Raw genomic sequence first — 20041 nt, 5'->3', positions numbered from 1 at the left:
AGAGGGGGACCCGCATGAGCGGTCTGATGCAAGGAAAGCGCGGCCTCATCATGGGCGTCGCGAACGACCATTCCATTGCCTGGGGCATCGCCAAGGCCCTGGCCGGGCACGGAGCGGAACTCGCCTTCACCTATCAGGGCGAGGCTCTCGGCAAGCGGGTGACGCCTCTGGCTCAGTCGCTGGGCTCCGACCTCGTGGTCCCCTGCGACGTGGAGGACCTCGCCTCCGTCGACGCCGCTTTCGAGGCCATCGACAGGCGCTGGGACTCCCTCGATTTCGTGGTCCACGCCATCGGCTTCTCCGACAAGTCGCAGCTCAAGGGCTCCTACACGGAGGTCACCACGCGCGAGAACTTTTCGCGCACCATGGTCATCTCCTGCTTCTCCTTCACGGAAGTCGCGCAGCGCGCCGCACGGCGCATGAAGAACGGCGGCTCGCTTCTCACCCTCACCTATGGCGGCTCCACCCGCGTGATGCCGAACTACAACGTGATGGGCGTGGCGAAGGCGGCGCTCGAAGCCTCCGTGCGCTACATCGCGAACGATCTCGGGCCGTCCGGCATCCGCTGCAACGCCATCTCGGCGGGCCCGGTCCGCACGCTGGCGGGCGCCGGCATCGCAGATGCGCGCCTGATGTTCACCTACCAGAAGGCCCATTCGCCCCTGCGTCGGAACATCACCATCGAGGATGTGGGGGGCGCAGCCCTCTACATGCTGTCCGATCTGTCCGCGGGCGTGACCGGGGAGATCCACTACGTGGATTCCGGCTACAACATCATCTCCATGCCCCGCCCCGAGATCCTGAAGGCCCAGGACGCCGCAGGCGTCACGGGAGAAGAGGCGTAAGGCGCATTCACTGCCCATTCAGGTCTCGCGTTCCAATGCCGCCCGCTCCCGGGCGGCATTGTCGTTTCGCGTGTCGCGCTGCGACTTTTTCCGATGGGGAGCGTTCCCGGAACAGCCTCCTCCCATGACGAAGGCCTGCGAATGAGTCCTGAACCGCGGCTCTCCTCCATCCCTGGTTTTCGCAAACCCACCGGTTCGTTTCGGCTCGTCGCTCTGGCGGCGGCTCTCGGCTGCCTGACGGGCGTCGCCGTCGCCGGGATCCAGAGTTTCGTCGTCCTCGCACAGCGCGCGACCCTGGGCTTCGCTGCCGAACGGCGGATCGTGCTGCCCGATCACGCCTCTCATCTGCGCATCGCGCTCGCCCTCACCTGCAGCGCGATCCTCGTCACCGTTCTGTCCCGCCTGCTCTCCCGCTGGAAGACCCGGGAACCGCTCGACGCGGTGGAGGCCAATGCGCTCAGCGGCGGGACCATGAGCTGGTTCGATGCCGTGGGCGTCGTCATTCCCATTCTCGCCTCCGTATCGTTCGGCGCCTCGGTCGGAATCGAGGCTGCCGTGACCCAGCTCGGCGCGGTGCTCGCGAGTCGTCTCGGACGGCGCCTGGGGCGGCCACGCTCGGACCTGCGCGTTCTGGTGGGCGCGGGCTCGGCCGCTGCCATTGCGGCAGCCTACCGGGCGCCCATCGCGGGCATGCTTTATGCCTACGAGCTCGTGCTCGGCACCTATTCCAAGCGGACCCTCGCCCCCATCGGGCTCGCCGCGATTTGCGCCGTGATCACCATGTGGCTGCTGACGGGACAGGCGAAGCCTTTCGACCTGCCGCTCGAAACGAGAGCATTCTGGTCAGATTTTCCGCTGGCCCTCGTGATCGGCCTCCTCGCGGCCCTCCTCGGCATCGGCGTCATGCTTCTCGTGACCATTCTCGAGCGTCTGTTCAAGCGCCTGTTCCCGAACCACGCCGTGCGCCGCGCCGCCGCAGGTCTGCTTCTCACAATCCTGTCGATCCGATTTCCCGCCGTGCTGGGCAGCGGCCACGCGGCGGTCGAGCATGCGGTGAACGGAGACATCGCCGGACGTCACGCGCTGGAGCTCCTCGGCGCGAAGACCGTCGCCTCGGCGGCAAGCCTCGGCAGCGGTTTCCGGGGCGGCCTCTTCAGCGCGTCGCTTCTGATGGGCGCGCTCCTCGGACAAGGCATCGCCTGGATCGCGCCCCTCATTCCCGGTATCCCGCCGGTGAGCCCCGGCCTGTGCGCCGTGATCGGCATGGCTTCGGTCGGCGCGAGCATCATCGGCAGCCCGCTGACCATGATCTTTCTCGTGCTCGAAACCACGGGCGATTACGACGCGGCCATCGTCGTCGCCATCGGCGCGGTGGCGGCCTCGTTCCTGACGGATCGCCTGTTCGGCTATTCCTTCGCGACCTGGCGCTTCCAGCAGCGCGGCCTCGCCATCGAGGGCGGGCACGACGTGTCGCGTCTTGCAGCCTCTCCGATCACAGGCATCATCAGGCCACCCAAGCGTTCCGTAGCCGCCAATGCGGACCTGGACGACGTCCTGCGCGCGGTCTCCACGGCCGGAGCCCGCGGCACCGCCGTCTACCGGCACGACGGGTCGTTCGCCGGCCTGATCGATCCGCGCCTCGTGGAGGCCATCGAAGAGGAGGAAGGCCGGCTGCCCATCGTCGCGGCCGACCTGATCTATGAAACCAGCCCGGCGGTGACGCCCAAGACCAATCTGGCCGAGCTTGTCGAGATCTTCCGCAACGACGACCGCGCCACCATCGCCGTGATGGACCCGGCCGACAACCGCACTCTGGTCGGGGTCGTGCGCGCCCGCGACGCCTTCGCTCTGGCCTCGAACATTCTCGACATGCAGCGGCGCGAGGATCTCGGCATCAGCAAGTGAGCGCGCTGACCGCTCCCCCTTCACAAGTGCATGAGCCCGGAGAGCTTGGCCTTGCTCCCGACATGATCGGACGGCACCAGGGGCTCTCCTGTTCCGAGAGCCTTTTCATGATCCTGTCCCGCCGTACTCTTCTCGCCGGTCTTGCCGTTTCCGGCACCGGCCTTCCGGCTTTCGCCCAGGCCGCGCCGGAGCCGCAGATGGTGCCGATCGAACTCGTCGAGGACACGCTTGCTCTGCCGTCGGCCGTGAGGCTCGGTCACCGGCACGGGGACGTGATCATGATCGAGTATTTCGACTACAACTGTCCCTGGTGCAGAAAGTCGGCGAGCGACCTGCCCGCGCTCCTGAAGGCGGAGCCCGACCTCACCTATGTGCTCGTGAATTTCGCCGTGCTCGGCATCCCGTCCGTCACGGCCACGAAGGCGGCGCTCGCCTATCTTCAGGTCTATGGGCCCGAGCGCTACCTGCCGCTGCACCTCGCGCTCTTCCGCCTCACAGGCGCGGTCGACGGCGAGCGGGCGCTGAAGGAGATCGGGCGTCTCGGCGGCGACCTCAAGCGCGTCGAAGAGATCGCCAATACCGACCGCACCGCCCAATGGATGACGGACGCCTTCAAGATCGGCGACTCGCTGGGCTTCATCGCCACGCCTTCCTTCCTTATCGCTACGGAAGCTTATGTCGGCGGGATGTCCCTGGCCCAGAAACGCGAGGCGATTGCGCGCGCGAGGGGATGAGCCGGCGCGCTGCGCCCCTCCTGAGAACGCGACGATCCTCTGACGTCCCGGCCCGGGCGTGCGCCGGTGAGGGCGGGGAGAGAAGCCGGGCCTCTTCCCACTCGGTCGTTCCTCCTCCCCGGAAGGGGCCGGCAAGCAACGGCCGCACCATCTCTCAGACCATCTGCTCCTTAGACAAACTCCGCGTAAGGGTTTAAGCGCGACATTCCCATGTCGCTCGCCCGCTCCTCCCTTCTGGTCGGCTTCGGCTCGATCGCCTCGCGCATTCTCGGCTTCGTCCGGGACATGCTGTTCGCGCAGGCCCTGGGCGCGGGCCCGGTGGCGGATGCGTTCCTCACGGCCTTTCGCCTGCCGAACCTCGTGCGCCGCATCGTGGGAGAGGGCGGACTCAATCCGGCCCTCGTGCCGCAGCTGAGCCGCACGGACCGGAAGGACGCCGCCGCGATGGCCGGCGACGTGATCGGCGCCTTTGCCCTGGCGCTCCTAGCGCTCACGGCTCTCGTCGAAATCGGCGCGGGCCTCGTGGCGCTTCTCCTCGCGCCCGGCCTTCGGGATGACGCCGGGACGCTGGCGCTGGTGGCCTTCTACACGCGCCTGTCCTTTCCTGTCGTCCTGTCGGTGACGCTCTCTTCCGTCGCCGCCGCGATCCTCAACATCCGCGGGCGCTACGGGATGACAGCGCTCGCGCCGCTCGCGGTGAACGGGGGCCTGATTCTGACCCTCGCGGTGCTGGAAACCGCCTTTTCTCCTCCCCTCCATGCGAAGGCCGCATGGCTCTCGGCCGCATCGAGCGTGGCCGGCTTGATCCAGCTTCTCGCGGTGCTCGCCGCCCTGCGGCGCGGCAAAGACGCGCTCGTGCATTTTCGCTGGCCGCGCTGGTCGGCGGGCCTGAAGAGCCTGCTGCTGGCGGGCTTTCCCGCCCTCTTCGCCAGCGGCGCGGTGCAGCTGTTCGTGCTGGCGGGAACGCAGGTGGCCTCCTTCCGGCCCTCCGGCATCTCCTGGCTCTACTACGCCGAGCGGGTGATGCAGCTGCCGCTCGGCCTCATGGCGGCCCTGGGCGCCAGCGTGCTGCTGCCGGAACTCGCCCGGCGCCATCGGGCAGGCGAGACGGCGGCCATCGTCTCGGCCCAGCACAGGGCGCTGGAGATGGCGCTGCTGCTCGCCGTCCCGGCGGGCGCCGCCCTCATGATCCTGTGTCTCCCCATCACGACGGTTCTCTTCGAGCGCGGGGCTTTCCTGCCCGCCGATTCCGAGGGCACGGCCCGGGTGCTCGCAGCCTTGAGCCTGGGCCTCCCCTTCGCCACCGCCGGCAAGGTGCTGAGCCAGACCCTCTTTGCCCGAGGCGCTCTTCGCATGACGATCGCAGGCACGGTTCTCGGCCTCCTCGCGACGTCCGCCGGCGGGGCGCTTTTCGCGCCGTTCTGGGGGATATCGGGGATCGCGCTCGCCATCAGCCTGGGCTGCGCCGTCCATGCGGCCGCCATGGTCTGGCTGCTGGCCCGGGCCGGATTGTGGCGCCCCGACCGCCGCTTCCTCGGGCGGCTGGTGCGCATCGTCCTTTCCACGGGACTCATGAGCCTGGGCCTCTGGGCGGCGCAGATGGTTCTCGCTCCCATGGACAGCCTTTCCCTCGCGGCCTTCTGCCTCGGGGGCCTTGCCGTTTATGCCCTCGCGGTATGGCTGACCGGCGCAGTGACCCGTGACGACGTGCCCCCGTTCCGCTAAACGCTTGCATCGTGGCGCAGCCCTGTCATAACCGCGCGCCGATTGAAACAATGAAAGCCGCGGCCGGCGTCCAACCCGGTTCCGCGTGGGAGTGCAAGACGATGGCGCAGTTCAAGGAGCTGGTTTTCTCAGGCATGCAGCCGACGGGCAACCTGCATCTCGGAAACTATCTTGGCGCGATGATCCGCTGGATCGAGCTCCAGAAGACGATGGAATGCATCTATTGCGTCGTCGACATGCACGCCATCACCGTCTGGCAGGACCCCGCCGACCTGAAGCGCCAAATCCGCGAGGTGACGGCCGCCTATCTCGCCGCCGGCCTCGATCCGAAGAAGAGCATCATCTTCAACCAGAGCCAGGTGCACCAGCACGCGGAGTTGGCCTGGATCTTCAACTGCGTGGCCCGCATCGGCTGGATGAACCGCATGACGCAGTTCAAGGAAAAGGCCGGCAAGGACCGCGAGAACGCCTCGCTCGGCCTCTATGCCTATCCGAGCCTGATGGCCGCCGACATCCTGGTCTACCGCGCCACGCACGTGCCGGTGGGCGAGGACCAGAAGCAGCACCTCGAACTGACCCGCGACGTGGCGCAGAAGTTCAACAACGATTATGCCGCCTCCATCGCCGAGAACGGCTACGGGGACGCCTTCTTCCCGCTCACCGAGCCCATGATCCAGGGCCCGGCGACCCGCGTCATGTCTCTCCGCGACGGCTCGAAGAAGATGTCGAAGTCGGACCCGTCCGACTATTCCCGCATCAATCTCACGGACGACGCGGACACCATCGCCCAGAAGGTCCGCAAGGCCAAGACCGACCCCGAGCCCCTGCCCTCCGAGGCCGAGGGCCTCAAAGGCCGCCCCGAGGCGGAGAACCTTGTGGCCATCTATGCGGCGCTCACCGGCACCACGCCGGAAGACGTGCTGCGCGATCACGGCGGTTCGCAGTTCTCCGGCTTCAAGGCGGCTCTGGTGGACGTGGCGGTGACGAAACTCGCTCCGATCGCCGGCGAGATGCGCCGCCTCATGGCCGATCCCGGCCACATCGACGCGATCCTGGTCGACGGTTCCGATCGCGCCCGGGTGATCGCCGCCCAGACCATGGATGCGGTGAAGGACATCGTGGGCTTTGTTCGCGCCCGCTGAAGGCCCATCAGGCGGTACGGATACGGCCCGCCTTCGAAAGGAAGCGTCCCGACGGGCACGAGGCCGGTTCTCGGCAAGGGAACTGCAGGAGAACTGGCCGTGGGGGCACCAGGCGCGGCCCCCTGTTTCCGGCCCTGGCAATGCGCTAGATCAAATCGCTGCGCTCGGCCTGTTCACAGGAGCAGGGCGGGCCGTTGCAGGAGAGCAGGCAATGAGCGGGCAGCGCCGATCCTACGAATCGGGCCACCGGCCCAAATTCATGGTGGTGGTCGACAAGACCCCGGAATGCGCGAGAGCGGTCCATTTCGCCTCGCGCCGTGCCGCGCGCACCGGCGCGAGCATGCTCATGCTCGCCGTGGTGGACCCGCCGGACAACTTCGAATGGATCGGAGTCGGCGAGGCCATGATCGAGGAGGCGAGCGCGGAGGCCGCCAAGCTCCTCGATGCGGCCTCCCGCGAGGCCCGCAACGCCGCGGGTGTGGAGCCTGAGCAGGTGATTCGGGTCGGAAACCGCTCGGAGGAGATCATCAAGCTGATTCGCGAGGACGAGGACGTCTCCTTCCTCGTGCTCGCGGCCGGCAGCAGCAAGGAGGGCCCCGGCCCTCTCGTGAGCACGCTTGCCGGCAAGTCGGCCTCCACCTTCCCGGTTCCCATCGTGATCGTGCCAGGCAGCCTCACGGATGAGGAAATCGACGCCCTGGCGGGCTGAGCGAGGATCGTCCCGCGCGAGACGTAGCAAAGATCCGGGTGCCTGCACCACCTTTCCGCTCTTGGAATCGGCCCTTTCCCGATCCACATTGAATACGGAACCTGTTAGAACGATTCTAAACCCACCGCTCGGCCGGCCTTGAACCGGCGTCAGAGGACCAAAAGCGATGTTCATCCAGACCGAAGCCACTCCCAACCCCGCCACCTTGAAGTTCCTGCCCGGCCGCGTCGTGATGCCGGAAGGCACCTTCGAGGCGAAGACCCCCGCGCAGGGCGAGGTCTCGCCCCTGGCCCAGCGCCTCTTCACGGTGCCGGGCGTCACGGGCGTCTTCTTCGGCTACGACTTCATCACCGTCACGAAGGCGGATGGCGAATGGCAGCACCTGAAGCCGGCGATCCTCGGCGCGATCATGGAGCATTTCATGACCGGCGCGCCGCTCTTCGCCAACGGCTACGGCGCGACGGAAGAGGACGGCGAGGAATTCTTCGACCCGCAGGACGCCTCCACGGTCGAGACCATCAAGGAACTCCTCGAGACCCGCATCCGCCCGGCCGTCGCGGGCGACGGCGGCGACATCACATTTCGCGGCTTCAAGGACGGGGTGGTCTATCTTGTCATGAAGGGCGCCTGCTCCGGCTGCCCGTCCTCGACCGCCACGCTGCGCCACGGCATCCAGAATCTGCTGCGCCACTTCCTGCCTGACGTGCGCGAGGTCCAGGCGGTTTGACGCTATGTCAGGAGCCCTCATATGAACAGCGCGGCCCTTGCGCCGCGCTTTTTCTTTGGAGTTCCGCCGTGCCGCCCCTGTCCGACGCCGCCCTCGACCAGCTCTTCCGCAACGCGCGCACCCACCGGTGGTGGGACGACCGGAAGATCCCCGACGAAACCCTGCGCAGGATCGCCGATCTCGCCAAGATGGCCCCGACCAACGGCAATTCCTCCCCGGGACGCTTCGTCTTCGTGGTCTCCCAGGCCGCCAAGGAGAGGCTGAAGCCTCACCTCGACGAGGGCAACGTGCGCCAGACCATGAGCGCGCCCGCCACCGTGATCGTGGCGCACGACATGGAATTCTACGAGAAGCTCGATTTCCTCGCTCCGCACAGCAAGGACGCGCGCAGCTGGTTCACGGGCAGCGCCGAAACCATCGCGCACACGGCCCTTCACGGCTCCACCCTGCAGGGCGCCTATCTCATCATGGCGGCCCGCGCGCTCGGAATCGATTGCGGCCCCATGGGCGGCTTTTCCCGCGAGGGCGTGGACAAAGCCTTCTTCCCGGACGGAAAGACCAGGTCCAACTTCCTCATCAATCTCGGCTACGGAATCCCCGAGAAGCTGCGCCCGCGCGCGCCGCGCTTCGCCTTCGACGAATTCTGCCGGATCGAGTGAGCGCAGCCGCCCGGGTCGGATCCTGCCATTCGGGACGATTTGGACTAGAATCGGCTCCCGATCTCCATGAGCGGCATGCTGTGACCGAGAAACTGCCTACCACCGGGATCGATCCGGCACCCGAATCCGCTTCGGATCGCACCATGATCGACGCGACCTTCCGCAACGGCTCGTTGACGGCGATCGGAGTTGTGGTGGGCTTCTCGCTGGGTTTTTTGAGCCGGTGGGCCGGCCTTCCCGGCGATTGGGAACGCTCCGATCTGATCGCGGTCTCCGCGATCACCCTGGGGATCGTGCTGCAGATCAAGGCCCTGGCCAATCTTCTGGCGGTCGATTCTCTCCTGATCGCCAAGTACAATCGCTCGGTCCGCATCTTCGTTACGGGGCTGGTCCTCGTCGCCTGCGGCGTGGCCGCCGCGCTTTTCGCCGATCTCATGGGCTATGGCGGCATCGCCCTGAGGGGCTGACGCCGCTCTCGGGTCCGGGAACGATCCACACGGACCCGCCGGGAAGGGCTCCAGGGCGGGAGAACCGTCCTCAAAGCGTCCTCCGGAGCGGGACGAGAGCATCGGCCTCCGAAGCGGACTTGTGCACCTCTGGGTCCGATCCGATGCTCCACTCATTGAAGAGAGCTTCGTTCGAAGCGGAAATCCGGATCCACTTTTCCGCACGATGCGCTAAAGAGAGGTCACGATCATACGGAGACGAACGTTGCGCGTTCTTGCCATCGATACGGCGCTCGGCGCCTGTTCCGCCTGCATCTGGCAGGCGGGTGACGCCGAGCCGCTGACGGCTGAATCCCTGCCCATGGAGCGCGGTCACGCGGAAGCCCTGCTGCCGCTGATCGACCGGGTGGTGGCCCAGGTGGAAGGCGGCTTCGAGAGCCTAGACCGGGTGGCCGTGACCGTGGGACCGGGCAGCTATACGGGCCTGCGGGTCGGCATCTCGGCCGCCCGCGGAATTGGGCTCGCCGCCGGAATCCCCGTCGTCGGCGTGGCCACCCTCTCCGCCTTTCTCGCCCCGCTCATGGTCAAGGAACGGCGCGGTCTGTTCACCGCCGCCCTCGATGCCAAGCACGGGCACATCTACATCCAGGCCATCGCCCCGGGCGGACGCACCATCATCCCGCCGAGCCTCATGACATATCGCGATGCGGTCCGCGTGCTCGGCTCCGGCCCCCTGCTGATCAGCGGCTCGGCGGCCGCGGCGCTCGCGGCGGAGGCGCGCATGCAGGGCGTGGAGGCTCACGTGACCGACATGCCGCAGGCGCCCGACATCGCCTGGGTGGCGCGCCTCGGCGCCATCGCCGACCCGAATCAGGCTCTGCCCAAGCCCCTCTATCTCCGCGATCCGGACGCCAAGCCTCAGGATGGCGCGCGCATCGCACGCCAATGAGCCTCTTCGATCTCTTCAAGAAGCCGGGCGGTCCCCGCATCGATCCCCTGAGCTCCGACGCCGCCTCCCGGATGGCGGCGATCCACGCGGCCTCCTTCGCGCGGCCCTGGAGCACCCTGGAATTCGAGCGGCTGCTGGGCGAGCGCGGCGTGGTCGGGGACGGGATCTTCCTGGGGACGGCCACGAGGCCCGTAGGCTTCGTGCTCTCGCGCACGGTGCTCGACGAGGCGGAGATCCTCACCGTCGCCGTCGCGCCGGAGGCCCGCGGCAAGGGGCTCTCGATCCCCCTCCTCGAACGGCATCTGGACGAGCTCTCCCGCCGGGGCGTCCGCACGGTCCACCTGGAGGTGGAGGAGGACAACCAGCCCGCCATCGCCCTCTACCGCCGCTTCGGCTTCAGGGAAACCGGACGGCGGCAGGGCTATTATCAGAAGCCGGACGGCGGCAGGGCCGCGGCGCTCACCATGGCGCGTGAGCTATAGCCCCTCCCCGGCAAGTCCCTTATAAGCATCGCCTAGCGCATCGTGCGGAACCGGAGATCCGTATCGGCGATCCGGTCCTTGCGCCCGGACGATGCCCTACGAAAGACGTGAGCATCGGATCGGCCCCGGAAGCGGGATCCCACTCCGGTCCCAGGCTCCAGGAGTGAGTTGCAGGCCTTGTCAGCACGGACCACCAGCACCGGAAAATCCCGCCGCCCCGGCCTGATCGAGCGCGCCTGCCGCGACAAGGGCCTGCGCATGACGGGCCAACGGAAGATCATCGCGCAGATTCTCGACGATGCCGCCGATCACCCGGACGTGGTGGAGCTGCACCGGCGCGCCGCCGAGGTGGACGACCGCATTTCGCTCTCCACCGTCTACCGCACCGTGAAGCTCTTCGAGACGGAAGGCATTCTGGAGCGGCTCGATTTCCGCGACGGCCGGTCCCGCTACGAGCAGGCGGCGCGCGAGCACCACGATCACCTCATCAACCTCGAGACGGGCGACGTGATCGAGTTCCGCTCGGAAGAGATCGAGGCGCTGCAGACCGAGATCGCCAGGCGCCTCGGCTACAGGGTGGTCTATCACCGCCTCGAGCTCTATGCGGTTCCTCTCGACAAGGACGACGCGTGACGAAGCTCGCCGTCGCCCTGAGGCTCCTCGTCCTCGTGCTGTGCAGCCTCGTGCTCGTTCCGCTGCAGATGCTGGGGCTCCGCTTCGGCTGGAACCTCGTTCACCACCTGCCGGTCCTGTTCCACCGCATCCTGCTCAGGCTCTTCAACGTGCGCGTGATCGAGAAGGGGACGCCGCCGGGCGACGCGCCGACCCTCGTCGTCGCCAATCACGTCTCCTGGCTCGACATCCCCGTCATCGGTTCGGTGCATCCGCTCTCGTTCATCGCGAAATCCGAGGTCGAAAGCTGGCCCGTCGTCGGCCTGTTCGCCAAGCTCCAGCGCTCCGTCTTCATCGACCGCCAGCGCCGGAAGGCCACCGCCGAGGTGAACGACGCCCTCGCCCATCGCCTCGTGAAGGGCGAGGTGATCGTGCTGTTCGCGGAGGGAACCACGAGCGACGGCAACCGGCTCCTGCCCTTCCGCTCCTCCCTCGTCGGCGCGGCCCAGGCCGCTCTCTCGCACGACAGCGTCGAACAGGTGTTTCTGCAGCCGCTCGCCGTTTCCTACATCCGCCGCAACGGCCTGCCCGTGACCCGGCGCGACCGTCCCTTCATCGCCTGGTACGGCGACATGGATCTCGCTCCCCATCTCATGCTCTTCGTGAAGGGGCATCCCATCGACGTGGTGGTGACCTGGGGCGAGCCGATCCCCTTCAACGGCAACCGCAAGCAGGCCACCGCCGCCGCCGAGAGCGCGGTGAGGCGGGCGCTGAAGGCGGGCTGAGCCGGGCGATCCCCGGCCGGGAGTCTTCCCAGAGCCTTTCTTGGTCGAGGCGCAAGGATTTCTCGTTTTCCCCCGGTTCGATGCAGGAGCATTGTCCCTGCCGGTGAGACCCCTCCGAAGGATCGACGATGCAGCTTTATTCCGGCGCTTTGAGCCTCTTCTCGCGCAAAGTGGAAATCGTCCTTCACGAAAAGGGGGCTCTCCTTCGAGCGCATCCAGGTGCCTTTCAGCCAGACCCGAGGTGACAGCCCGAAGGATCCGGCCGTGCTGGCCGCCGATCCGAAGGGTCAGGTTCCGGTCCTCGTCGATGACGGCCTCGCGCTCTACGACTCCACGGCGATCCTTGAATATCTGGAGGATGCCTACCCCTCCCCCGCTCCCTGTCCGGAACGGCCGGAAGAGCGCGCGCGCTGCCGTCTGATCGACGTCTCCGCCGACGAAGTGATGCTGGCGCCCCTGCGGGCCCTGATGCGCCGGACGGAACCGCGGCCGAAGGACGAGGCCCGCTGGATCGAGAACGAGGCAAGGGCCAAGGGCGCCGAGCCCGTCATCGCCGACCATTTCGGCAAGCTGGAGGACGAGCTTGCGGGAAAGCCCTTCCCGTGCGGCGCGTTCTCCGCGGCCGACATCTCCGCTCATGGCGGTACACGATGCCCGACGCCTGGGCGGTCCGTCCTTGAAGCCGTTTCCCGCCCTCGCCGTCTGGTACGGCAGATCGATCGAACGGCCCGCCTTCGCCCGGGTTGCGGCCGCGATCGCCGACGCGGACCGGGAGCTCTCCGCGCCCGTGGAAGGCGCCTACCGGGATTGAGCCAAACAGCCGCTATTCTCATCGAGGCCCAAAGGGCTTAAAAGGGCCCTCGATTGTTGACCGCCCGCACCGCAAGCAGACAGGCCGATCTCGTGAAAAAAGTGTTCGTCAAATCCTATGGCTGCCAGATGAACGTCTATGACGCCGAGCGCATGGCGGACATGCTGGCGTCGGAAGGCTATTCCGAGACCGGAGCCATGGAGGAGGCGGATCTCGTCATCCTCAACACCTGCCATATTCGCGAGAAGGCCGCCGAGAAGGTCTATTCGGAGCTGGGCCGCGTGCGCGAGCTCAAGAAGGAGCGCCAGGGCCAGGGCCAGGAGACCAAGATCGTGGTGGCGGGCTGCGTCGCCCAGGCCGAGGGCAAGGAGATCCTGCGCCGGGCGCCCGCCGTGGACGTGGTGGTGGGCCCGCAGAACTACCACAATCTTCCGCAGCTCCTCGCGAAGGCGCGCACGGAGCGCGTGGTCGACACCGAGTTCCCCATCGAGGACAAGTTCGACCACCTCCCCAGGCCCTCGAAGGCCGCGATCCGGAACCGGGGCGTGTCCGCCTTTCTCACCATCCAGGAGGGTTGCGACAAGTTCTGCACCTTCTGCGTGGTACCCTATACCCGCGGCGCGGAAGTCTCCCGCCCCGTTTCCAAGATCCTCGACGAAGCGCTGCGTCTTGCCGATGCCGGCGTGCGCGAGCTCACGCTCATCGGCCAGAACGTGAACGCCTATCACGGCGAGGGCCCGGACGGCTCCGTCTGGTCGCTCGGGCGCCTGCTGCATCGCCTGGCCGAAATCCCGGGGATCGCCCGGCTCCGCTACACCACGAGCCATCCGCGCGACATGGACGACGAGCTGATCGCGGCCCACCGCGATCTGCCCGCCCTCATGCCCTATCTGCACCTGCCCGTGCAGTCGGGCTCCGACCGAATCCTCGATGCCATGAACCGCAAGCATACGGGCGACGAGTACCGCCGCCTGATCGCGCGCATCCGCGAGGCACAGCCGAATCTGGCCCTGTCCTCCGACTTCATCGTGGGCTTCCCCGGCGAGACCGATGCGGAATTCGAGGACACGATGCGGCTGATCGCCGATGTGGGCTTCGCGAGCTCCTTCTCGTTCAAGTACAGTCCCCGCCCCGGCACGCCGGCGGCGGAGATCGAGACCCAGGTTCCCGAGGCCGTGAAGGCCGAGCGGCTGGCGCGCCTCCAAAACCTGTTGGAAACGCAAAGACAGGCTTTCAATCACGGAACCGTTGGTCAGACTCTAGACGTTCTCTTGGAGAAGCCGGGTCGTCACCCAGGCCAGATGGCCGGCAAGTCGCCCTATCTTCAGGCCGTCCAGATCGAGACGGACAGCCACGGGATCGGGGACGTCGTGACGGTGCGGATCACGAGGGCAGGCTCGAACAGCCTGTTCGGAGAGGTGGTGCGGTCCGGCGATCAGGCCGCGGCCTGACACCTTCTCCGTCCACGGGAGTTACTTTCGCGGCGATCCTGCCGTCGAATTCAGAGGAGAGGCATTTGAGGCCAGCGGACAATGCGACCGCACAAGCGCAAAAGGGCAGATCCCCCAGCACCCCGCATCCTGGCGTCGAGGAAGAGGCCGAAATCATCCTCACCTTCGACGACAACCGCCTCGCCAGCCTTGTTTTCGGACAGTACGACCAGAACCTCGCCCATCTGGAGCGGCGGCTGAACGTGGCCGCCATCGCCAACGGCAACCGGGTGACGGTGAAGGGTACGCCGGAAGCGTCCGAGATGGCGCGGCGCGTCCTGGAAGGACTCTACGACCGGGCCCGCCAGGGCGCTCCCCTGAGCCCCGGCGACGTGGACGGCACCATCGAGGAGGCCACCCTGCAGGGCTCCCTCTTCTCCCCGGAGGAGGCACCCGCCCCCGGTCTGACCGCCTTCGACCACATCGCCACCCGCAAGCGCGGCCCCGTGCGCGCCCGCAACGCGGCGCAGAACACCTATATCAAGGCGCTCAAGCAGAACGAACTCGTCTTCGCCGAAGGCCCCGCCGGCACGGGCAAGACCTGGCTGGCCGTGGGCTATGCCGTCTCGCTCCTGGAAGCGGGGCAGGTGGACCGGCTCATCATCTCGCGCCCCGCCGTCGAGGCGGGCGAGCGCCTGGGTTTCCTGCCCGGCGACATGCGCGAGAAGGTCGACCCCTATCTCCGCCCGATCTATGACGCCCTCTACGACTTCATGGAGGCGCGCCATGTGGACCGTGGCCTCCAGACCGGCATGATCGAGATCGCGCCCCTCGCCTTCATGCGCGGGCGCACGCTCACCAACTCCCTGGTGCTGCTGGACGAGGCGCAGAACACCACCTCGATGCAGATGAAGATGTTCCTGACGCGCCTCGGCGAGGGCTCGCGCATGATCATCACCGGGGACCCGACGCAGATCGACCTTCCTCCGGGGCAGAAATCGGGCCTGGTGGAGGCCGTGCGGATCCTGCAGGGCGTCGAGGGCATCTCCCGCGTGTCCTTCAAGGAGGCGGACGTGGTGCGCCACGACCTCGTGCGCCGCATCGTGGCGGCCTACGACACCGCCGCCCGCGAGGCGCCGCCGCAGGAGCAACCGTCCTTCCGCGAACGGAACGTAAGGCCGTGATCGAGCTCGACATCATGAGCGAGGAGGGCGGCTGGGAGAGGATCCCGGACGTGGAGGCGCTCGCCCGTACAGCGGCCGAGGCGGCGCTTGCCGTCACGGACGAGGCCGAGGGGGAGTTCGAGGCGAGCGTGATGCTCACCGACGATGCCCATATCCGCGAACTGAACCGCACCTGGAGGGGGAAGGACAAGCCGACCAACGTGCTCTCCTTCCCCGCGCCCGAACAGCCGGGCGCGGCAGGGCCTCGCCATTTGGGCGATATTGCTTTAGCTTACGAGACGCTGGTGCGTGAATCCGAGGAGGAATCCAAGGAGCTCGCGCATCATTTCGCCCATTTGATCGTCCATGGCGTTCTGCATCTTCTCGGCTACGATCACGAAGTCGAGGAGGAGGCGGAGATCATGGAGGCTCTCGAGGTGAAGGCGCTTGCCAGTCTTGGAATCGCCGACCCCTATCGCGATATGGCAGCGTAGACGCAAAACGTTGAGCTGAAACTCACATTGATATGAACGAAGATCGAAGTCGTAACGACCGTCCTGTCCGATCTCTCTCGGACGATGAAATCCCACGAGAACATTGGTATGAGCGCGTTCTCGTCCGCTTAGGGTTCAAGCCCCGCGATTCCATCCGCCACGATCTCGAGGACGCCCTCGAGGAATCCTCCATCAAGGACACGGACTTCTCGCCCCAAGAGAGGGCGATGCTCAAGAACGTGCTCTCCTTCCACCGGATTCGGGTGGAGGACGTGATGGTGCCCCGCGCCGACATCGTGGCCGTGGCCTCCGGCACCAATCTCGGCGAACTCCTGAGCCTCTTCCGCACAGCCGGCCATTCCCGGCTTCCGGTCTACGGCGAGACACTCGACGACCCGAAGGGCATGGTCCATATCCGGGACTTCCTCGACTTCATCGCCATGCGGGCCGACGGCAACGCCACCGAGGGAGGCGCGGGCGACGACACGCCCCCGCCGAGCCTCGGTCAGATCGACCTGTCCATGACCTTGGCCGAAGCCAACATCCTGCGCCCCGTGCTCTTCGTGCCGCGTTCCATGCCCGCCATCGACCTGCTGGTGCGCATGCAGGCGACCCGCACCCACATGGCCCTCGTGATCGACGAATACGGCGGCACGGACGGCCTCGTCTCCATCGAGGACCTCGTGGAGATGGTGGTGGGCGACATCGAGGACGAGCACGACGAGGAGGAGGACGTCACCATCTCCCAGGCGGCGGACGGCACCTACATCGCCGATGCCCGCGCCAGCCTCGACGAGGTGACGGAGACCCTCGGCGTCGATCTCTCGGAGGAGGAAGGAGCCGAGGACATCGACACGATCGGCGGCTTCATCGTGACGCTGGCCGGCCGCGTGCCCTCGCGCAGCGAGGTCATTGAAGGCCCGAGGGGACTGGAATTCGAGGTGCTCGATGCCGACCCCCGCCGGGTGAAGCGCCTGCGCATCCTCCGGCATGTTGCGCCCGAAGCGGTGATCGGAGAGCCCGCGAACGCCGCTCCGCGCCCTGAAAATGCAGCCGCGGAATGATCCCTCTGGCCGATCGCGTCATCCTCGCCCGGGGATGGCGCCGCTCGCTTCTGGGCCTTGCTGCGGGCGCCCTGGGCGCGCTGGCCATGCCGCCCTTCGGCTTCCTGCCGGCGCTCGTCCTCTCGCTCTCCCCCGCCATCTGGCTGATCGACGGGACCGCCAAGAGCGGCCTCTCGCTCCGGGCCTCCCTCGGATCGGCCGCGCTCATCGGCTGGTTCTGGGGCTTCGGCTATTTCGTGGCCGGACTCTGGTGGCTCGGCGCGGCCTTCCTGGTGGAAGCGGATCAGTTCGCCTGGGCCCTGCCCTTCGGCGTCCTCGGCCTTCCGGCTCTGCTGGCCTTCTTCACGGCCTTCGGCTTCGCGCTCGCCCGCCTGCTCTGGCTCCCCGACGCCTCGCGCATTTTCGCCTTTACCTTCGCGCTCACGGCGAGCGAGATCTTGCGCGGCCATCTCTTCACCGGCTTTCCGTGGAACAATCCCGGCATGGCGCTCGGCCAGAACCTCTGGCTCATGCAGAGCGCTTCGTTCCTCGGCCTCTATGGCCTGTGCTTTCTCGCCCTCGCGATCGGCGCCTCTCCGGCCCTGGTCCTGACGGGCGGAACGCCCCGGGAACGCTGGACGATGCCCGCCCTCGGGGCGGCGGCTCTCGTCGCACTCGGAGCCTTCGGGGTCTGGCGCATTCCCGCCGCGCCCGTCGCGACGGTGGAAAACGTGCGCCTTCGCATCATGCAGCCCAATCTGGCGCAGGACGCCAAGTTCAATCCGCGCAACCGCGACGCGATCATGAGGCGCTACCTGACCCTGAGCGCCAGCCCCGGTCGCGACGGCCGGACCCATGCGGACGCCACCCATATCATCTGGCCGGAATCCGCCTTCCCGTTCCTGCTGCACCGCGATCCGGCTTCGCTCGCCCAAATCGGAGGCCTGCTGGAGCCGGGCTCCGTACTGATCACCGGCGCCGCCCGCATGGACGAGCCGCTGCCGGATGAGACTGCCGGCAGGTTCTACAACGCCATTCAGGTCATCGACGACCGCGGCACCATCCTCGGCTCCTACGACAAGGTTCACCTCGTGCCCTTCGGTGAATACGTGCCGAGGTTGCTGGATGCCCTGATCCGCGCAGCGGGCCTGCGCCAGTTCGTGCATATTCCGGGTGGTTTCGAGCCCAGCGAGAGGCGCGAGGCCCTCCCGGTTCCGGGCCTGCCGCCGGTTGCCGCCACGATCTGTTACGAGGCCATCTTCCCCGGAGAGGTCCTGCCCGAAGGCGACGGCCCGCGCCCGAGCCTGATCCTTAATGTCACCAACGACGGCTGGTTCGGGCAGACGACCGGGCCGTACCAGCACTTCGCTCAGGCCCGCCTGCGTGCCGTAGAGGAAGGCCTCCCACTGGTGAGAGCCGCCAACACGGGAATTTCAGCCGTCGTCGACCCTTACGGCCGGATTGTGGACAGCCTTCCACTTGGGGTTGAAGGCATCTTGGACACGAGACTCCCGGTTGCACTAGAAGCTATACATTCCCCGGAAACAAGAAGCTTTTCTTTGACGGCGCTGCTCACCATCTGCTTAATGGCCTTGGCTGTACGTCGAAAACAAAGAGCCACATCTTTATAAGACAAGTTGGATCCGACGTTCCGTCAGCTTTGGCATGAAAGCGTGGGGCTATGAAGAAGTCGACCAGCTCAATCGATAAGGAAATCGGTACGCGCGTCCGCATGCGGCGCATCTCGATTGGCATGAGCCAGGAAAAGCTCGGCGAAATGCTTGGCCTTACCTTTCAGCAGGTTCAGAAATACGAAAAGGGGCTGAACCGGATCAGCGTAGGCCGCCTGGTCGATATTGCGAAGATCTTGGGCGTCGACATCCACTTCTTCTTTGACGGCATCAAGAGCGGAAAGGCCGGGTCCGGTTTCGCGGAAGAGGAAACCTCTCCTTACATCGCCGACGTGATGTCCACGCCGGAGGGTCTCCAGCTCATCCGGACCTTCACGGAGATCAAGAGCCCCAAGGTCCGCAAGAGCATCGTTCAGCTCGTGGCGTCCCTAGCCGCCCAGGAAGAGAAGGAACGTTCGGCATAAAGAACGCGTTCGCTTGACCTTTCCTGTGCTGTGAGGCATGACCAGCAAACACGCCTGCCATTGTCCGTAGGCGCAGCTTTTGCATTTGCCTCAAAGGAATCCCATCGTGCGGCGGTCAAGCTATCTTTTCACCAGCGAATCGGTGTCCGAAGGGCATCCGGACAAGGTCTGCGACCGGATCTCCGATACCGTCGTCGATGCGTATCTGGCGGCCGAGCCCGAAGCGCGCGTGGCCTGCGAGACCCTGGCGACCACCAACCGCGTCGTCATCGCCGGCGAGGTTCGCGGGCCTGCTTCGATCACCAAGGACAAGGTGATCGAGCTCGCCCGCGACGCCATCAGGGACATCGGCTACGAGCAGGAAGGCTTCCACTGGAAGAACGCGGAGATCGACGTCTACCTGCACGCCCAGTCAGCGCACATCGCGCAGGGTGTCGACGCCTCCGGCAACAAGGACGAGGGTGCGGGCGACCAGGGCATCATGTTCGGCTATGCCTGCAGCGAGACGCCCGAGCTGATGCCGGCGCCGATCTACTACGCCCACAAGATCCTCGAGAACCTCACCGCCGCCCGAAAGGCGAAGCAGGGCGACGCCGCCAAGCTCGGCCCCGATTCCAAGAGCCAGGTCACGGTCCGCTATGAGAACGGCAGGCCGGTCGAGGCTACCCAGATCGTCCTGTCCACCCAGCACCTCGACGAGAGCCTCACGTCCGAGGAGGTGCGCGCCATCGTGGAGCCCACGATCCGCCAGACCTTGCCCGAGGGCTGGATTTCCCCCCAGACCGTCTGGCACGTGAACCCCACCGGCAAGTTCGTGATCGGTGGGCCCGACGGCGATTGCGGCGTCACCGGCCGCAAGATCATCGTGGACACCTATGGCGGCGCGGCCCCGCACGGAGGCGGCGCCTTCTCCGGCAAGGACCCGACCAAGGTGGACCGCTCGGCCGCCTACGCGGCCCGCTATCTTGCCAAGAACGTGGTCGCCGCCGGCCTCGCCGAGCGCTGCACCCTCCAGGTCGCCTATGCCATCGGTGTGGCCAAGCCCCTGTCGATCTACGTGGACCTGCACGAGACCGGCAAGATCGCCGAGGACAAGCTCGAGGCCGTGCTCATGGAGGTCATGGATCTCTCCCCGCGCGGCATCCGCACGCATCTCGGCCTCAACAGGCCGATCTATGCGCGCACCTCGGCTTATGGACATTTCGGCCGCAAGCCTGACGCGGACGGCGGCTTCTCCTGGGAGCGCACCGACCTCGTCGACGCCCTGAAGGCGGCTTTCTGATCC

General features: G+C 66.6%; 21 protein-coding genes. All 21 read left to right on the top strand.

Annotation, left to right across the window (positions count from 1 at the left end):
- Nucleotides 1-14: 14 nt before the first annotated feature.
- Nucleotides 15-845: an enoyl-ACP reductase FabI gene (gene fabI / locus GR328_RS10525; RefSeq protein ID WP_160884483.1), complete on the top strand. Its 831-nt coding sequence runs from the start codon at nt 15-17 to the stop codon at nt 843-845.
- Nucleotides 846-986: 141 nt separating this feature from the next.
- Nucleotides 987-2750, top strand: a complete 1764-nt coding sequence (locus GR328_RS10520; RefSeq protein WP_160884482.1) for a chloride channel protein — start codon at nt 987-989, stop codon at nt 2748-2750.
- A gap of 107 nt (nt 2751-2857) precedes the next feature.
- A complete protein-coding gene (locus GR328_RS10515) occupies nt 2858-3484 on the top strand; it encodes a thioredoxin domain-containing protein (RefSeq protein WP_160884481.1) in 627 nt (208 codons plus the stop codon).
- Between the two features lie 210 nt (nt 3485-3694).
- Nucleotides 3695-5209, top strand: coding sequence for a murein biosynthesis integral membrane protein MurJ (gene murJ, locus GR328_RS10510; RefSeq protein WP_160884480.1), 1515 nt, complete (start codon nt 3695-3697; stop codon nt 5207-5209).
- 101 nt (nt 5210-5310) lie between these two features.
- Entirely contained in the window at nt 5311-6351 is a 1041-nt protein-coding gene (trpS, locus tag GR328_RS10505) for a tryptophan--tRNA ligase (protein WP_160884479.1), read from the top strand.
- A 211-nt stretch (nt 6352-6562) separates the two neighbouring features.
- Nucleotides 6563-7060 (top strand): universal stress protein, encoded by a 498-nt coding sequence (locus GR328_RS10500; protein WP_160884478.1) that lies wholly within the window; start codon nt 6563-6565, stop codon nt 7058-7060.
- A 166-nt stretch (nt 7061-7226) separates the two neighbouring features.
- Nucleotides 7227-7787, top strand: a complete 561-nt coding sequence (locus GR328_RS10495) for a NifU family protein (protein ID WP_160884477.1) — start codon at nt 7227-7229, stop codon at nt 7785-7787.
- Between the two features lie 68 nt (nt 7788-7855).
- The gene (locus GR328_RS10490; protein WP_160884476.1) at nt 7856-8446 is read left to right on the top strand and encodes a malonic semialdehyde reductase; all 591 of its coding nucleotides are present in this window, start codon (nt 7856-7858) and stop codon (nt 8444-8446) included.
- A gap of 143 nt (nt 8447-8589) precedes the next feature.
- Nucleotides 8590-8913, top strand: a complete 324-nt coding sequence (locus GR328_RS10485) for a hypothetical protein (RefSeq protein WP_160884648.1) — start codon at nt 8590-8592, stop codon at nt 8911-8913.
- A gap of 244 nt (nt 8914-9157) precedes the next feature.
- Complete coding sequence (gene tsaB, locus GR328_RS10480; protein ID WP_160884475.1) at nt 9158-9841, top strand: tRNA (adenosine(37)-N6)-threonylcarbamoyltransferase complex dimerization subunit type 1 TsaB; 684 nt, start codon at nt 9158-9160, stop codon at nt 9839-9841.
- Complete coding sequence (rimI, locus tag GR328_RS10475) at nt 9838-10323, top strand: ribosomal protein S18-alanine N-acetyltransferase (protein ID WP_160884474.1); 486 nt, start codon at nt 9838-9840, stop codon at nt 10321-10323. Before tsaB ends, rimI begins: the two co-directional genes overlap by 4 nt.
- A 258-nt stretch (nt 10324-10581) precedes the next feature.
- On the top strand, nt 10582-10956 hold the full coding sequence (locus GR328_RS10470) for a Fur family transcriptional regulator (protein WP_160884647.1): 375 nt from the start codon (nt 10582-10584) through the stop codon (nt 10954-10956).
- The gene (gene olsA / locus GR328_RS10465) at nt 10953-11720 is read left to right on the top strand and encodes a lyso-ornithine lipid O-acyltransferase (RefSeq protein ID WP_160884473.1); all 768 of its coding nucleotides are present in this window, start codon (nt 10953-10955) and stop codon (nt 11718-11720) included. The genes GR328_RS10470 and olsA overlap by 4 nt, the downstream gene beginning before the upstream one ends.
- Before the next feature lie 219 nt (nt 11721-11939).
- Entirely contained in the window at nt 11940-12572 is a 633-nt protein-coding gene (locus tag GR328_RS10460) for a glutathione S-transferase family protein (RefSeq protein WP_343039347.1), read from the top strand.
- Nucleotides 12573-12623: 51 nt separating this feature from the next.
- A complete protein-coding gene (miaB, locus tag GR328_RS10455) occupies nt 12624-13982 on the top strand; it encodes a tRNA (N6-isopentenyl adenosine(37)-C2)-methylthiotransferase MiaB (protein ID WP_160884472.1) in 1359 nt (452 codons plus the stop codon).
- A gap of 65 nt (nt 13983-14047) precedes the next feature.
- A complete protein-coding gene (locus GR328_RS10450; RefSeq protein ID WP_160884471.1) occupies nt 14048-15145 on the top strand; it encodes a PhoH family protein in 1098 nt (365 codons plus the stop codon).
- A gap of 14 nt (nt 15146-15159) precedes the next feature.
- A complete protein-coding gene (ybeY, locus tag GR328_RS10445) occupies nt 15160-15618 on the top strand; it encodes an rRNA maturation RNase YbeY (RefSeq protein ID WP_160884646.1) in 459 nt (152 codons plus the stop codon).
- Between the two features lie 32 nt (nt 15619-15650).
- On the top strand, nt 15651-16682 hold the full coding sequence (locus GR328_RS10440; protein ID WP_160884470.1) for a hemolysin family protein: 1032 nt from the start codon (nt 15651-15653) through the stop codon (nt 16680-16682).
- Nucleotides 16679-18292 (top strand): apolipoprotein N-acyltransferase, encoded by a 1614-nt coding sequence (lnt, locus tag GR328_RS10435; protein ID WP_160884469.1) that lies wholly within the window; start codon nt 16679-16681, stop codon nt 18290-18292. The genes GR328_RS10440 and lnt overlap by 4 nt, the downstream gene beginning before the upstream one ends.
- 50 nt (nt 18293-18342) lie before the next feature.
- Nucleotides 18343-18756 carry a helix-turn-helix domain-containing protein gene (locus GR328_RS10430; RefSeq protein ID WP_160884468.1) on the top strand — a complete coding sequence of 138 codons (414 nt, stop codon included), beginning with the start codon at nt 18343-18345 and terminating at the stop codon, nt 18754-18756.
- Between the two features lie 106 nt (nt 18757-18862).
- Nucleotides 18863-20038, top strand: a complete 1176-nt coding sequence (gene metK / locus GR328_RS10425) for a methionine adenosyltransferase (protein WP_160884467.1) — start codon at nt 18863-18865, stop codon at nt 20036-20038.
- Nucleotides 20039-20041: the final 3 nt, after the last annotated feature.

It is taken from the genome of Microvirga makkahensis, assembly GCF_009830105.1.
In the GTDB taxonomy this organism is placed as follows: domain Bacteria; phylum Pseudomonadota; class Alphaproteobacteria; order Rhizobiales; family Beijerinckiaceae; genus Microvirga; species Microvirga makkahensis.
Note: the sequence above shows the minus strand (reverse complement) of the source record. Positions and strands in the feature narration are given on the sequence as shown.

Excerpts from the sequence above, each read along its gene's own strand:
- fabI (WP_160884483.1), top strand. The coding sequence starts at position 15 with ATGAGCGGTCTGATGCAAGGAAAGCGCGGCCTCATCATGGGCGTCGCG.
- GR328_RS10520 (WP_160884482.1), top strand. The coding sequence starts at position 987 with ATGAGTCCTGAACCGCGGCTCTCCTCCATCCCTGGTTTTCGCAAACCC.
- GR328_RS10515 (WP_160884481.1), top strand. The coding sequence starts at position 2,858 with ATGATCCTGTCCCGCCGTACTCTTCTCGCCGGTCTTGCCGTTTCCGGC.
- murJ (WP_160884480.1), top strand. The coding sequence starts at position 3,695 with ATGTCGCTCGCCCGCTCCTCCCTTCTGGTCGGCTTCGGCTCGATCGCC.
- trpS (WP_160884479.1), top strand. The coding sequence starts at position 5,311 with ATGGCGCAGTTCAAGGAGCTGGTTTTCTCAGGCATGCAGCCGACGGGC.
- GR328_RS10500 (WP_160884478.1), top strand. The coding sequence starts at position 6,563 with ATGAGCGGGCAGCGCCGATCCTACGAATCGGGCCACCGGCCCAAATTC.
- GR328_RS10495 (WP_160884477.1), top strand. The coding sequence starts at position 7,227 with ATGTTCATCCAGACCGAAGCCACTCCCAACCCCGCCACCTTGAAGTTC.
- GR328_RS10485 (WP_160884648.1), top strand. The coding sequence starts at position 8,590 with ATGATCGACGCGACCTTCCGCAACGGCTCGTTGACGGCGATCGGAGTT.
- rimI (WP_160884474.1), top strand. The coding sequence starts at position 9,838 with ATGAGCCTCTTCGATCTCTTCAAGAAGCCGGGCGGTCCCCGCATCGAT.
- GR328_RS10470 (WP_160884647.1), top strand. The coding sequence starts at position 10,582 with ATGACGGGCCAACGGAAGATCATCGCGCAGATTCTCGACGATGCCGCC.
- ybeY (WP_160884646.1), top strand. The coding sequence starts at position 15,160 with ATGAGCGAGGAGGGCGGCTGGGAGAGGATCCCGGACGTGGAGGCGCTC.
- GR328_RS10440 (WP_160884470.1), top strand. The coding sequence starts at position 15,651 with ATGAACGAAGATCGAAGTCGTAACGACCGTCCTGTCCGATCTCTCTCG.
- lnt (WP_160884469.1), top strand. The coding sequence starts at position 16,679 with ATGATCCCTCTGGCCGATCGCGTCATCCTCGCCCGGGGATGGCGCCGC.
- GR328_RS10430 (WP_160884468.1), top strand. The coding sequence starts at position 18,343 with ATGAAGAAGTCGACCAGCTCAATCGATAAGGAAATCGGTACGCGCGTC.